This window comes from Mycolicibacterium sp. TUM20985 (genome assembly GCF_030295745.1).
Classification (GTDB): Bacteria; Actinomycetota; Actinomycetes; order Mycobacteriales; family Mycobacteriaceae; genus Mycobacterium.
This window is the reverse complement of the sequence record NZ_AP027291.1, coordinates 966,673-980,605: the sequence shown is the minus strand read 5'-3', so window position 1 is coordinate 980,605 and position 13,933 is coordinate 966,673. Positions and strand designations below refer to the sequence as shown.

14 protein-coding genes are annotated in these 13,933 nt (G+C 67.9%); 4 read left to right on the top strand and 10 right to left on the bottom strand.

Annotated features, from left to right (window positions below; translation table 11 throughout):
- The first annotated feature begins 3 nt into the window (after positions 1-3).
- Together QUE68_RS04795 and QUE68_RS04790 are read left to right on the top strand one after the other, a co-directional pair.
- Entirely contained in the window at positions 4-1,521 is a 1,518-nt protein-coding gene (locus tag QUE68_RS04795) for a carotenoid oxygenase family protein (protein ID WP_284232830.1), read from the top strand.
- A 36-nt stretch (positions 1,522-1,557) separates the two neighbouring features.
- Complete coding sequence (locus tag QUE68_RS04790) at positions 1,558-2,421, top strand: winged helix-turn-helix transcriptional regulator (RefSeq protein WP_284234677.1); 864 nt, start codon at positions 1,558-1,560, stop codon at positions 2,419-2,421.
- On the opposite strand, the gene QUE68_RS04785 is transcribed toward QUE68_RS04790, so the two are convergent.
- Both QUE68_RS04785 and QUE68_RS04780 read right to left on the bottom strand, forming a co-directional pair.
- Positions 2,418-3,005 carry a GNAT family N-acetyltransferase gene (locus tag QUE68_RS04785; protein ID WP_284234676.1) on the bottom strand — a complete coding sequence of 196 codons (588 nt, stop codon included), beginning with the start codon at positions 3,003-3,005 and terminating at the stop codon, positions 2,418-2,420. The genes QUE68_RS04790 and QUE68_RS04785 overlap by 4 nt on opposite strands.
- Entirely contained in the window at positions 3,002-3,436 is a 435-nt protein-coding gene (locus QUE68_RS04780; protein WP_284224834.1) for a hypothetical protein, read from the bottom strand. The genes QUE68_RS04785 and QUE68_RS04780 overlap by 4 nt, the downstream gene beginning before the upstream one ends.
- A gap of 49 nt (positions 3,437-3,485) precedes the next feature.
- Between QUE68_RS04780 and QUE68_RS04775 the strand changes: the two genes are divergently transcribed.
- Positions 3,486-3,932, top strand: coding sequence for a cupin domain-containing protein (locus QUE68_RS04775; protein WP_284232829.1), 447 nt, complete (start codon positions 3,486-3,488; stop codon positions 3,930-3,932).
- On the opposite strand, the gene QUE68_RS04770 is transcribed toward QUE68_RS04775, so the two are convergent.
- Entirely contained in the window at positions 3,922-4,647 is a 726-nt protein-coding gene (locus QUE68_RS04770) for a 3-keto-5-aminohexanoate cleavage protein (RefSeq protein WP_284232828.1), read from the bottom strand. The genes QUE68_RS04775 and QUE68_RS04770 overlap by 11 nt on opposite strands.
- Positions 4,648-4,698: 51 nt before the next feature.
- Here QUE68_RS04770 and QUE68_RS04765 point away from each other — a divergent pair, with 51 nt between their 5' ends.
- Positions 4,699-6,426: an NAD-binding protein gene (locus QUE68_RS04765; protein WP_286275211.1), complete on the top strand. Its 1,728-nt coding sequence runs from the start codon at positions 4,699-4,701 to the stop codon at positions 6,424-6,426.
- On the opposite strand, the gene QUE68_RS04760 is transcribed toward QUE68_RS04765, so the two are convergent.
- Genes QUE68_RS04760 through QUE68_RS04730 form a run of 7 tightly spaced genes read right to left on the bottom strand, consistent with a single transcriptional unit; the run spans position 6,392 to position 13,931 of the window.
- Positions 6,392-7,276, bottom strand: a complete 885-nt coding sequence (locus QUE68_RS04760; protein ID WP_284232826.1) for an amidohydrolase family protein — start codon at positions 7,274-7,276, stop codon at positions 6,392-6,394. The two genes, QUE68_RS04765 and QUE68_RS04760, sit on opposite strands and share 35 nt — an antisense overlap.
- On the bottom strand, positions 7,273-7,704 hold the full coding sequence (locus tag QUE68_RS04755) for a type II toxin-antitoxin system Rv0910 family toxin (RefSeq protein ID WP_284224827.1): 432 nt from the start codon (positions 7,702-7,704) through the stop codon (positions 7,273-7,275). Before QUE68_RS04755 ends, QUE68_RS04760 begins: the two co-directional genes overlap by 4 nt.
- A 3-nt stretch (positions 7,705-7,707) precedes the next feature.
- Entirely contained in the window at positions 7,708-7,998 is a 291-nt protein-coding gene (locus tag QUE68_RS04750; protein ID WP_284232825.1) for an antitoxin, read from the bottom strand.
- 25 nt (positions 7,999-8,023) lie between these two features.
- On the bottom strand, positions 8,024-10,405 hold the full coding sequence (locus QUE68_RS04745; RefSeq protein ID WP_286275210.1) for an HAD-IC family P-type ATPase: 2,382 nt from the start codon (positions 10,403-10,405) through the stop codon (positions 8,024-8,026).
- A complete protein-coding gene (locus QUE68_RS04740) occupies positions 10,402-12,027 on the bottom strand; it encodes a serine hydrolase (RefSeq protein WP_284232823.1) in 1,626 nt (541 codons plus the stop codon). The genes QUE68_RS04745 and QUE68_RS04740 overlap by 4 nt, the downstream gene beginning before the upstream one ends.
- A gap of 17 nt (positions 12,028-12,044) precedes the next feature.
- Positions 12,045-13,196, bottom strand: a complete 1,152-nt coding sequence (locus QUE68_RS04735; protein ID WP_284232822.1) for an MBL fold metallo-hydrolase — start codon at positions 13,194-13,196, stop codon at positions 12,045-12,047.
- A complete protein-coding gene (locus tag QUE68_RS04730; RefSeq protein WP_284224822.1) occupies positions 13,197-13,931 on the bottom strand; it encodes an enoyl-CoA hydratase in 735 nt (244 codons plus the stop codon). It abuts the gene before it with no gap.
- Positions 13,932-13,933 lie beyond the last annotated feature (2 nt).

The window sequence follows — 13,933 nt, the reverse complement described above, 5'->3', positions numbered from 1 at the left end:
CGAATGCACGTAGAGATCGTCGGAAAGTTCCTCTCGACCCTGCCCGAGGACGACGACCACCCGTACCGCACGGGGCCGTGGCGCCCACAGTCGACCGAATGGGACGCCGACGACCTCACGGTCGTAGAAGGTGAGCTCCCCCGCGATCTCGACGGTGTCTACCTTCGCAATACGGAGAACCCGCTGCATCCCGCGATGAAGGCCTACCACCCCTTCGACGGTGACGGCATGATCCACGTCGTCGGGTTCCGCGACGGAAAGGCTTTCTACCGCAACAGGTTCGTCAAGACCGACGGGTTCGCCGAGGAGAACGACGCGGGCGGCCCGCTGTGGCCGGGGCTCGCCGAACCGGTCGGCCTGGCGAAACGCGACTATGGCTGGGGCGCAAGGACGTTGATGAAGGACGCCTCCAGTACGGACGTGATCGTGCATCGCGGCACGGCGCTGAGTAGTTTCTACCAGTGCGGGGACCTCTACCGCGTCGATCCCTTTAGCGGCGACACCCTGGGCAAGCAGCAGTGGAACGGGGATTTCCCGCATCACTGGGGAGTGTCGGCCCACCCGAAGGTCGACGACAGGACCGGCGAACTGCTCTTCTTCAACTACTCCAAGCAGGAGCCGTTCATGCACTACGGCGTCGTCGACGCCAACAACGATCTGGTGCACTACGTCGACGTGCCGCTGCCCGGCCCACGCCTGCCGCACGACATGGCCTTCACCGAGAACTACGCCATCCTCAACGACTTTCCGCTGTTCTGGGAGCCCGAGTACCTGGAACGCAATGCCCACGTGGCGCGCTTCCACCGCGACCTGCCGTCGCGATTCGCCGTGATCCCGCGGCGCGGTGACACGTCCCAGATCCAGTGGTTCGAGGCCGACCCGACCTACGTCCTGCACTTCACCAACGCCTATGAGGAAGGCGACGAGATCGTCCTCGACGGCTTCTACCAGGGCGACCCAGAGCCCACCGACAACGGCCTTGGCGACAAGTGGCAGCGCGCCTTCCGCTTCCTCGCCCTGGACAGGATGCAGGCGCGACTGCACCGCTGGCGCTTCAACCTGGTCACCGGCGGAGTGCGCGAGGAGTCACTCTCCGACCGCATCACGGAATTCGGCATGATCAACCCGGGCTACGCGGGTGCGAACTACCGCTACACGTATGCCGCGACGGGCAAGCCGGGGTGGTTCCTCTTCGACGGCATGGTCAAGCACGACCTGCAGACCGGCGCCGAGGAGCACTTCGCGTTCCCCGACGGCGTCTACGGAAGCGAGACCGCCATGGCGCCCCGGCTGGGCTCTGCGGGCGAGGACGACGGGTATCTGGTCACCATCACCACCGACATGAACGCCGACGCCTCCTACTGTCTGGTCTTCGACGCCGCCAGGGTGGGCGACGGTCCGGTATGCAAGCTGGCGCTCCCCGAAAGAGTCTCCAGTGGAACGCATTCCACGTGGGCACCAGGGTCGGAGCTACGCCGCTGGCAGCAGACCGACACCGCTGCAGAGGCAGTCGGCCTGTAGGTGAACGAGCCGCGCGGAGTCAACGCCGTCGGCCGGATGCTCGGCGTTCTCGGTGACGAGTGGACACTCCTGATCGCCCAGCAGTCGCTCCTGGGCGTCACCCGATACGGCGACTTCGCCGCACGCCTGCCGATCTCTCACGCGGTGCTCACCCGACGGCTGTCGGCGATGACCGACGACGGCCTGCTGGAGCGCACCCTCTATCACGCGAAACCAGCCCGGTACGAGTACCTCCCGACCCCGCAGGGGCGCTCGCTGTGGCCCGTCCTGACGTCGATCTGGGAGTGGGAACGCCGCTGGGTGCCCGACCACTCCGAGCGCCTGCCCACCATGCATCACCTCGGCTGCGACGCCCCGTTCGCGCCGCTGGTCACCTGCCGGAGTTGCGCGCAGGTCGTCACGGAGAAGGAGCTGACCGTCGCGTGGGGACCCAGCGGGTCGTGGCCGCGGTCCATGCCCGTGGAGTCGACGCGGCGCCGGTCGGCGTCCGGGGCGGCGCCGGGGCGGGCCGGGCTGTTCCCGGAGACCATGGGCATCCTCGGCAACCGATGGGCCTTCGCACTGTTGGTGGCGGCGTTCGTCGGCACGACGCGGTTCGGTGACTTCGCCGGCCAACTCGGCGCTCCGCCCAGTTCGCTGACCCACCGGCTGCAGATCTTCACGGCGGGCGGAGTGCTCGAACCCCGCGGCGGACGCTATCTGCTCACCGAAAAGGGCCGAGCCGTCTTTCCCGTGCTGATCACCTCGCTGCAGTGGGCCCAACGCTGGTTCGCCGCACCCGAGGGTCCCGCCGTGCTGCTCCGCCATACGTCCTGCGGCAATGCCTTCGACGCCGTGCTTACCTGCGACCAGTGTGCCGGGCCGCTGCGGGGCGCGGACCTCCAGCGTCGAGGGGCCTAGCGGTCAAGCCTGAATCGCAAATTGTTGCGCACCGCGGGCCACTCCACGTCCAGGATCGAGTAGACGACGGTGTCGCGGCGGGATCCGTCGGCCAGCAGTTGGTGGCTGCGCAGTATCCCGTCCTGCTTGGCGCCCAGCCGTTCGATCGCGGCGCGGCTGGTGGTGTTGAAGAAGTGGGTGCGGAATTCCACTGCTACACAATCCAATACGTCGAACGTATGGGTCAGCATCAGCAGCTTGCACTCGGTGTTCACGCCCGTCCGTCGCACCGATTGGCGATACCACGTGTAGCCGATCTCGAGCCGCCGGTTGGGCGGGTCGACGTGACAGTAGCTGGAGGATCCGAGCACGTCGCCACCGTCGAGGGCGCGGACGACGAACGTCAGACCCGTGTCGGGGTGTTGCGCGGCCAGCCGCCCGTCGGCCCACTCCTCGGCGGTGTCGGGCGTCGGGGCGCTGGTGAACCACAGCGGCCGAACGTCGCTGGCCGCCGCCGCGATCTCCGGCACGTGGGCCCGCGTCAACGGTTCGATCGACACCCAGCGCTCCCCCGCCAACGCAACGGGTTCGAGGAAGCCGCTCATCGACGACGCCCCATCCCCGACCACGCCGCGACCATGGCGACTACCGACAGCACGGCGCAGGCCAGCACCGCGCCGCCGCCGACGTAGAGGCCGTAGCCCGCGGCCACCGGGGGTGCGACGTACAGTCGGTAGTACCACAGCACCAAGACGGCTAGTAGCACTGAGATGCCTAGGGCTGCAGTCGAAGAAGACTTTGCGTAGAGGCTGCGTGCCGCCATCGCCGCGGCCACGATCAACGTCGAACTGAGCACGACGATGAGCTGCCCTACGCCGAAGCCGTTTGGGGGCACGTCGATCGCGCCGAGCTTGCCGCCGATCGCGTTCGCCTGTCCGCCCCCGTCGACGTTCGTCATCAGCCACGGCAGCCAAGCGCTGACCAGAAGTACCGTCGAGCCGAGCACGACGAACCATCCGGGACGCAGGCGGGCCATGCGGTCGAGCGTATCGGGTTTCCGGCCCCCTTCGACGTAGGCTGAGCCCATGACCGAGCTCCCCGACTGGGCCCGGAAACTCGACCTAGCGCCGCACCCGGAAGGGGGCTGGTACCGCGAGACGTGGCGCAGCGAGCTGATCCTCGGCCAGCCCGCACTTCCGCCCGAGTACACGGGCCCACGCAATGCGGGCACCGCCATTCTCTTCCTCCTGATGCCGGGTCAGCAGTCGGCGTGGCACACCGTCCGCAGTGCTGAGCTGTGGCTACACCACCGCGGCAGCCCGCTCCTGCTCGAGGTGGGGGTGGAACATCACGACGCCACCACCCGTGTGCTGGGTAGCGACGTCGGCGCCGGTGAGGAGCCGCAGTTCGTGGTGCCGCCGGGACACTGGCAACGCGCCACGCCGCGCGACGACGAGCCCGCCCTGGTGAGCTGCGTCGTCGTTCCCGGCTTCGACTTCGCCGACTTCGTGCTCGGCGCCTCTACCGACTGAGCAAGTCCATCGCCGCCGACACCAGGGCAGCATTGTCGGGCGTGACGGAGCCGTCCGGCAGCTTGAGGGTGTCCTCCATGCCGATGCGCGTCTGGACGCCACACACGCCCGCGTGTTCGAGTAGCGGCCAACAACTCTCGTCGAGACCGTGCAGCAGCACCGGCGCCGGAGAACCGGCCGCAGCGATCCGCTCGAGCATCGCATCCGCCACGTCGACGTCCTCGTGACCCTGCAATTCGATCATCACCCGCATGCAGTGCTGGGCCATCTCCGAATCGGCCCACGCTGCCGCCGCCTCGAGATGGAACAGCCCGATCTCTACGCCGAGCCCCTTGCCCAGGAGGACGTCCGCCAGCTCAGGTGATCCCGGCTCGTGCCAGTTCAGCGACGCGAAGTCGGGCAGCACCGTCCAGGCCTCCACCGCCCGGCGCCGCGCATCGGGGTCCGGTAGCGCCCAAAACCCGGTCGTCACTCCGAGCGGCAGACCGGGTACCGCGGCGCGCACGGCCGCCACCGCGGCGGCGACGACGTCGGGCTCGAGCGAGTCCTTTCCGTCGGGCGTCTTGGGATGCATGTGCACTGCCTGGGCACCGGCTTCGTGAGCGGCGGCCGCCGCGGCGGCCAGTTCCTCGGGGGTAACGGGCAGGTTCGGGTGCTGATCGGGGGTGCGGGCACCGTTGATGCAGGCCTTGACGTAGATCTTCGCGGTGGACATGGCTCCATCTTCACCCCTCGCCCGAGAGGTTTCCGAAGTAGCCTCACCGGCATGGAGGGCCACACCATCGTCTGCGGCGATGATCCGCTGGGCTTGCGGATCATCGAGCAGCTGCGGGCCGCCGGTCGGGAGATCGCGATCATCGACTCCTCCGCAGGGCTGCGCGACGCTGGCATCGCCGACGCCGCGGCCCTCATCTGCGCCGACGACGATGATGCTCTCAACCTTGAAATAGCCCTACTGGCAAGACAATTCAACCCGAGCGTACGGGTAGTCGCCCGGCTGGCGAACAGCGTGCTGCGCGAGGCCGTCGCCATCGGCAACGGTCCCGGCGCGATATTGGACGTCGCCGATCTCGCCGCGCCGTCGGTGGTCGAGGCGTGTCTCTCGCGCACCACGCATTCGATCACCGTCGCCGGGATCGAGTTCGTCGTCTCCGGCACGGCCGCACCGCGTGACGCCACACTGCGGGAGATCTTCGGCGATCTGGCTCCGGTGGCCGTCCTGCGCGGCGACGGATCGCCGAATCCTGGCGTCGTGGTGCCGTGTCCCGGCCGCGACGAACGAGTCCACCTCGGTGACTGGACCGCGATGATCGGGACGGCCGACGATCTCGCCGCACGCGGTATCGCCGTGGCCGCGCCCGTGGCAGCCGAGGCGGCGCGTCGAAGGACACCGTGGCAGCGGACCGTCGATGCGGTGCGCGCATTCCGGGACGACGTGAACCCGAACTTCTTCAAGGCGCTGGCCGCATCGATGAGCCTGCTGCTCGGCGCCACCGTATTGCTGCGCTTCACCTACGACAGGCCGGGGATGAGCCTGATCGATGCGCTGTACTTCTCCACCGAGACCATCGCCACCGTGGGCTACGGCGACTTTAGCTTCGTCGACCAGCCGACCTGGCTGCGACTGTTCGGCATCGTGTTGATGTTCGCGGGCGTGACGACCACCGCCGTACTCATGGCGTTCGTGGCAGACCTCCTGCTGTCGCGGCGCATTGCGCAGAATGCCGGCCGGCGCCGGGTCCGCGAACTGCACGACCACGTCGTCGTCGTCGGTCTCGGCTCGTTCGGCATCCGGGTGGTGGCCGACCTGAAGGCCGCCGGCCATGACGTGGTGGCCATCGAGCGCAGCCGCGACAACCGGTACCTTCCGTCGGCCGCGCAGCTCGGCGTACCGGTGATCTTCGGTGACGCCACGCTGGCCGAGACCCTCGACTCGGCCCGCATCGATGATGCCGTGGCCGTGGCGGTGCTGACGCAGGACGACATGGTGAACATCGAGACGGGCATCGTGCTACGCGAACGATTGGGTGGGCGATGGATGCGGTCCGCGGACGCACCGGGTGTCCCCGTGGTGCTGCGCGTCTACGACCGGACCCTTGGCGCGGCCGTGGCCCAACGCTTCGGCTTCGAGAACGTCCGCTCGACGGTCGAGCTCGCCGCGCCGTGGTTCATCGGCACGGCGATGGGGCTCGAGGTGCTCGGCACGTTCTCGGTGGGGCAGCAATCGTTCATGGTCGGTGGCGTCGAGGTGGAACCGGGTAGCAAGCTCGACGGGTTGCCGATGGCCGAGATGTCCACCCGGACGAGGGTGATCGCCATCGCCCGTGGGCCGGGTTCGGGTTCCGGGCAGGTCCAGCTGCATCCTCGACGGGACACTCGACTGTTCGCCGGGGACACCGCCTACCTGGTGGGGCCGCACCGCGAACTGCTGGAGACCCTGCAGGAGGGGCAGTCCGACGTCAGAGGCCGAGCACCCTCATGGCGTTCGCCTTGAGAATCAGCTCCTCGGTCTCGGATCCGAGCTCTAGGGCGGCGAATTCCCTTCGCCACCGGTCCATTTGGACGTACGGATAGTCGGTGCCGAACAGCGCCTTGGTGCGCAGCTGTCGGCCAAGCGCCGAGACCAGTTGCGGCGGAAAGTACTTCGGGGCGTAACCCGACAGGTCCAGGTACACGTTCGCCTTGTGCGCCACGATCGCGATCTGTGCCTCCACCCATGGCACCGCGGGATGCGCCATCACGATGGTCAGCCCGGGGAAGTCGGCGGCGACGTCGTCGAGCAGCATCGGATCGCTGTAGCGCAGTTTGATGCCGTGCCCGCCAGGCAAACCCGAACCCAGTCCGGTCTGGCCGGTATGGAACAACGCAGGCAGGCCCGCCGCCTCGATGGCCTCGTAGATGGGGTAGTAGGTGCGGTCGTTGGGCTCGAACCCCTGCACGCTCGGATGGAACTTGAAACCGCGCACGCCGAGCGAAACCTGCTCGCGCACAGCGGCTACGGCCCGCTCCGGCCGCAGCGGATCGACCGTACCGAACGGGATCAGCACGTCGTGGTGGCGTGCGGCGCCCCCGATCAGATCGGCGACGGAGTTCGGCGGATGCCCCGTCGCCGTCTCGGCGTCGATGGTGAACACGACGGCAGCGGCGTTGCGCTGCCGGTAGTGAGCGGCCAGCTCGTCGATCGTCGCGGCCGCGGCGGTGCCCATCTTGAAGTACGACCGGGTGGCATCGACCAACTCGTCGTCATACGCGTGATGCCCGGAACAGTCGACCTCGACGTGGGTGTGGATGTCGATCGCCGTGACGGCAGCGACGTCGATGCCGCACTCGTAGCGTTCGGTCACGCGAAGACGGACTTGAAGTTGTCCAGAGAGTCGCGGATGTCACCCTTGAGCGACGCAGCGACGATCATGCCGATCGGCCCGAACAGGGCGGGTCCGCCGAGATGAACGTCGAACGTCACCGTGGAGCCCTCGTCGGCCGGCTTGATCTTGCCGATCATCTTGATCTTCACGCCACCCTTGCCGTCACCGTTGAGCGTCATGCTCTCCGGGGGCTTGTAGTTGACGATCGTCCAGTGGACGAGGTTGGGCATGCCCTTGACCTCGACGATGGACGCGAGCTTCGTGCCCTTCTCCAGCGTCTCCGGTACGCGGCTGCGCCACACCCGGTGGATGCTCAGCCACTCCTTGTACCGAGATAGGTCCGACGCGGCCGCCCAGGCCTGCTCCGGCGCGAGGGGGACGTCGACCGAGACGGAGAGCTTGGCCATCGCCTACGAGGCCGGCGGCGGTCCGGACGGTGCGGCGGGCGGCTGCGGCGGCGGTCCGGACGGCGCGGCGGGCGGCTGCTGTGGCGGGCCCGACGGCGCGGCGGGCGGCTGCTGTGGTGACCGGCCCGCGTTGTCGGCGACGGCCTTCCTCGCGGCCTCCTGCGCCTTGTCGACGTGCCCCGCGTACTTGCCCTGCGTCTTCTTGTCGACGACGTCGCCGACCTTCTCGATCGCCGTGTCGACCTTGTCGGCGTTCTTCGACGCCAGGTCCTTCACCTTTTCCAGGAATCCCATGACCCCACCATAATGTCTCGAATTGCTAGTCCGACCGCCAGAGCAGTCGCCGCTCCCCGAGAATTCGCCCCTGCACCCACCAGACCACCTCGATCAGAGTGGCTGCCGCCACCCCGATGGCCAGGGCAGTCACCGTCATCCCCAGGTGGGAGGGATCGAGCATGAAGACCTTCCTGGCCAACGGCAGCGAGAAGATCACCACGTACGCCGCCGCCGACACCGCGACCAGCGCGATCCGCCACCACTCGTACGGCCTCGCCACCACCGCGAGCACCCACAGCGCGCTCACCAGGAGCGTGATCAATGCCGCCGTCGACGCCTGAGTCTGCTGCGCCACGGTCGACGCGCGTCCCTCGTACGCGAGCAGGTAGCTGACGAACGTCGCGAGGCCGACGATCAGCCCGTTCGGCAGCGCCGAGGTCATGACGCGACGGACGAACCCCGTGTGGGCACGTTCCCGGTTGGGTGCCAGTGACAGCACGAACGCGGGGATTCCGATGGTGAACCACGCGGCGATCGTCACGTGGATCGGCTTGAACGGGAACAGCAATGGGTTCGTGTGGAAGATCTTCGCCGACAGCCCGGCAAGGCCCACCAGCACCGCCAGCAAGACCGAGTACACCGTCTTGGTGAGGAACAGATTCGAGACCCGCTCGATGTTGCCGATCACCCGCCTGCCCTCGCCGACGACGTAGGGAAGGGTAGCGAACTTGTTGTCCAGCAACACGATCTGTGCCACCGCGCGCGAGGCCGAGCTACCGGAGCCCATGGCGACGCCGATGTCGGCGTCCTTGAGCGCCAACACGTCGTTGACGCCGTCGCCGGTCATCGCGACGGTGTGGCCGCGGGACTGCAGGGCGTGCACCATTGCCCGTTTCTGGTCGGGCCGGACCCGGCCGAAGGTGGTGTGCTCCTCGACCGAGTCCGCTAGCTCGTCGGCGTCCCTCGGCAGTTGTCGGGCGTCCATCGTCTCGCCGTGCAGGCCGAGGCCGCCCGCGACCGCCGCGACGGACACGGCGTTGTCTCCCGAGATCACCTTGACGGTGACACTCTGTGCGGCAAAGTAATCGAGCGTCTCGCGGGCGTCAGGCCGAACCCGCTGCTCGAGCACGACCAGCGCCACCGGCGTCACGACGCCCGGCGCTCCTGGTGCGTCGACCGGGACGTCCGACGAACCGAGGAGCAGAACGCGCATACCCTTCGCGCCGATGCCTTCGGCGACTTCGGCGTCGGGCGAGGCGGGATCGAGCAGCACGTCGGGCGCACCGATCACCCAGTTGCCATCTTCGCCAAAGGAAGTACCGCTCCACTTCGTCGCCGACCTGAAGGGCGCGTTGGCGGTGGCCGTCCAGCCGGGTGGATCGCCGTACGCCTCGCCGATGGCTTGCATGCTGGCGTTCGGACGGTCGTCGGCGGCCGCCAGTGCTGCCAGCGCATCCCGAGCGTCGCGGTCGCCGAAGGTCTTCAGCTCGCTGAGTCGCATGCCGTTCTCGGTCAGCGTTCCCGTCTTGTCGGCGCACACCACGTCCACTCGGGCGAGGCCTTCTATCGCAGGCAGTTCCTGTACCAGGCACTGACGCCTGCCGAGCCGCACCACTCCGACCGCGAACGCGATCGAGGTCATCAGGACCAGACCTTCGGGCACCATCGGCACCAGCGCACCGACCATGCGCAACACCGACTCTCGCCAGCCCACGTCGGTGGTGAACAGCTGTGTGTAGATGGTCAGGAGTCCGGCGGGAATCAGCAGGTAGGTGATGAACTGGAGGATCTTGTCGATACCGCTGCGAAGCTCGGACTTCACCAGCGTGAACTTGCTGGCCTCCTCGGCGAGCTTGGCGGCGTACGCCTCGCGACCCACCTTCGTCGCGCGGTATGCGCCGCTTCCCGCCACCACGAAGCTGCCCGACTTCACCTCGTCGCCCGCATCCTTGGCCACCGGATCCGCCTCGCCGGTGAGAAGGGATTCGTCGACTTCGAGATCCGCCTCCTCGACCACCTCGCCGTCGACCACGATCTGATCACCCGGCCCGAGTTCGATGACGTCGTCGAGCACCACCTCACCTGGTGAACGTGCAGCGGTCCCAGACTGTCTGCGCACCACGGGTTTCGCCTGACCCACGATGGCCAACTTGTCCAGCGTCTGCTTGGCCCGCAGTTCCTGAACGATGCCAATCGCAGAGTTGGCGACGATGAGGACGCCGAACAACCCGTTGATGAACGACCCGGTGGACAGCACGATGACGAGCAGGACGCCGAGGATCGCATTGATCCGGGTGAAGACGTTGGCGCGGACGATCTCCTGGACGCTTCGCGCGGCTCGGGTGGGGACGTCGTTGGCCTTGCCCTCGGCGACCCGTTGGCCGACCTCGGCGTCCGAGAGACCAGTCGCCGTCGCGGCGGTCATCGCCCTGGCGCCCTGGTGAACGCTCCCATCTTCTCGGCGTCGTAGAACTCCAAGGTCAGAACGTCACCGGTGAACGTGGCCTTGGAGATCGATCCTGGCGGCGCGTTCTCACCGGTGGGTACGAAGGTGAACACGTTGCCGTCCCAGTGGCTCAGCTCGAATCTCTCGCGCGGTCCGATTGCGAGAGTGAGCCTTCCGTCGGTGTCCGCCACGGTGGCCGGCCCCCAGTAGGGGTTGTCGTAGGTGCCCACCAACGTCGGCATGGCGGGCGCCGGGGCGGGGCTCGCGGGCGGCTTCTGGCCTGCCAGAGAGCCTTCCGGCCCCTCCATCGCCGCGAACGCGTCCCCGTAGAGCGTGCGCCAATCCTGTCGGACCTCGCCGAACTGGACCAGATCGGCGAACTCGGCCGTGAGCGTCTCGGGAATGCCGGACGGGGTGGCATTGGTCAGCGCCACGATGGCCACGTCGGCCGACGGGATGATGACGAAGTTGGTGCCCGCCCCCCCCACGTCGAACGCTCCGGAGTGGCTGAGCTGCACGCGGGCGGCGGACGTCGTCCCCACGTTGAAGCCGTACCCGTAGAACCCCGAGCGCATCGCCGGTTCCGACGGCGGGCTCGACGTGATCTGCGGCGTGACGGCGGGCAGTAGCGCCTTCGGGTCGACGATCTGCTGACCGTTGAAACTCCCGTCGGCGAGCATCATCGTCAGCCACTTGGTCATGTCGTTCGCCGACGAGCTGACCCCGCCCGCGGGCGACTCCGGCTGGGCATCGCGGACGTAGAGCGGTTTGTATGCGTCATCGATGTGGATGTGCCCGACGGCCTTGTCGGTCCTCGACTCGTACTCGTCGAATCGCGAACTCGTGGAGGTCATTCCCAGGGGGCCGTAGAGGACTTCCTGGCTGAGCTCCTCCCACGTCTTGCCCGCGCTGGTCGCCACGGCCTCGGCGCCAGCGGTCAACCCGAAGTTGGTGTAGGCGTACGAGATTCGATATGGATCGAGGGGCAGCTGGCGGAGGCGGTCCAGGATGTAGCGCCTGTCGTAGCCGAGGTCCTCGAGCAGGTCACCCGCATGGTCGGGCAGGCCGGACCGGTGGGAGTACATGTCGCCGACGCTCACCATCTTGGTGACGTCCGGATTCTGCAACGCGAACCAGGGCAGCTCGGCGACGATGGGCGTATCCCACGTGATGGCACCCTGACCGACCTGGTGAGCGACGACGGTGGACCCCAGGGGCTTGGACAGTGAGGCGAGCTGGAAGACCGTGTCGGGGTCCACCTTGTTCTCCGGACTGTCGCCGTTGCGGGCATCCTTGACGCCAAACCCCTTGGCATAGACCGTCTTTCCGCCGTGGACGACGGCCACCGCCATTCCCGGGATGCCTGACTTCTTCATGAGCTCGTCGGCGATGCCGTCCAGCTTGGCGACGGCATTCTCGACGGCGTTGTCCGGCAGGGGCATTGCCGGAACCAACGGCGGTGGAAGGTCGGAGACGGGAGCGGCGGTGCTGGACGGGCTGCTCGACGGCGCCGCCCGGTCGGCCGGCTTCGAGTCACACCCCGCGATCAACGCCGTGACGGCAAGGAGGACGGCGAGGCGGGATCTCGATGAGCGCTGCACACCAGCACGTTAGCCGCTCAGGTGCGCCACCACGGGTCCAATGTGACCGACGTGTGCGATTGCTGACTCTTCTCGATGCGCTGGCCCGGCCTGGGCGTCGCGACGGCGACACCCTCGCCCTCGGCGGCGACCAGCAACCGCTCGACGGGTTCGGACCACGGGTGCGGCGCCAACCGGAACGTCGCCCAGTGAATCGGCACCAGCAGGCCGCCGGAGCCGCCCCGGCGGCGACCTCCGATCCCGTCGGTGACGTCGCGGTGCGCGCGGACGGCGTCCTCGGGGTTCATGTGGATGTCGGGCCAACCGGGGTGGTAGGCGCCGACCGGCATGAGCGTCAGATCGAACGGGCCGTAGTCCGAACCGATGTCGGTGAAGCTCTTCGTGTAGCCGGTGTCACCGCCGAAGAACGCGCGGTGCCGCGGGCCGATGATGGCCCAGGACGACCACAGCGTGAGGTCACGCGTCAGGAAGCGGCCCGAGAAGTGTCGCGCCGGCGTGCAGACCAGCTCCAGCTCGCCGAGGTGTGCGCTCTCGTTCCAGTCGAGCTCGACGATGCGGTCGGCCGGGATGTGCCACGTCCGCAGATGTGCGCCGATGCCGAGCGGAACGAAGAACTTGGCCCGCTGCGTGAGCGCGAGCTGTTTGATCGTGTCGACGTCGAGATGGTCGTAGTGGTCGTGGCTGATGATCACCGCGTCGACGGCCGGAAGCGCCTCGAGCTCGGTCGGCACCGGATGCAGCCGTTGCGGGCCGACCGCACGCGATGGTGAACACCGGTCGCTCCAGATCGGGTCGGCGAGGATGCGGTAGCCGTCGACCTCGATCATCGCCGACGAATGCCCGTACCAGGTCGCCGCCAGGTCGCCGGCCGCCACGCTCGGGTCGGGCGTCACCAACGGGACCGGCGTGGTGGGCTGCTGGGCCGGGCTGCCGCCGACGATATCGCGGGCGAGCAGGAACTGCTGCTGGCGGGTGAGGCTCGCCTCGGAGGCGGGTTCGAGGTTGACGAACACGCCGTCGCGATAGTGCGGCGACCCCTTGGTGATGCCGTCGATCTCGACCGGTGACGCGCCCAGCGCCTCTGGAGCGCCCTGGAGTGCCCGCAACGCCCAGCCACCGCCGGCCGCCGCCGCGGTCCCACCGATCAGTCGGGCTGCGCGCCAGAACATCTAGGCGCCCTTGAACTTCGCGGGCCGCTTCTCGATGCGGGCGACCTGCGCTTCGATGATGTCCTCGCTCGACCACGCTCGGTCGAAGAGCTCCTGATGGGTCGGCCAGGGATCCTCGTAGGCGCCGTCGTCGTTGAGCACGCGCTTGGCGTGCTGCAGTGCCAGCGGCGCGAACCCGGCGATCTCCTTGGCCCAGGACTGCGCGTCGGCCAGGGTGCCGATGCGGTTCGCCATGCCGGTCTGCAGGGCGTCGTCGGCGGTCAATCGCTCGGCGGCCAGGAGCATGCCGCGCGCCCGTCCGGCGCCGACCAGTGACGCGAGTCGGCGGATGCTCCAATTGTCCAGTGCGATGCCGTATTTGGCGACGGGGAACTGGAAGTATGCCTCGGGAGCGACGACGCGCAGATCGCAGATCATCGAAAGGATCACACCGGCGCCGATGGCAGGTCCGTTGACCGCGCCGATGACCGGTATCGGCGCCTGATCGATGGTGATGTTGAGCGCCTTCGCCTTCTCCGGCAGCTCGTCGGCGACGCCCTGGCCACCGGAGAGGTCCGCACCCGAACTGAACACGTGTCCCCCGCCGGTGAGGACGATCGCCCGCACCTCTTGGTCGGCGGCCTTCTCGATCGCCTCCCGCAATCCGTCGACGAGTTCGGAGTTGAGCGCATTGCGTCGCTCGGGTCGCTGCATCTCCAAGGTCAGTACGGCACCGTCGCGGGTCACACCAATCATGC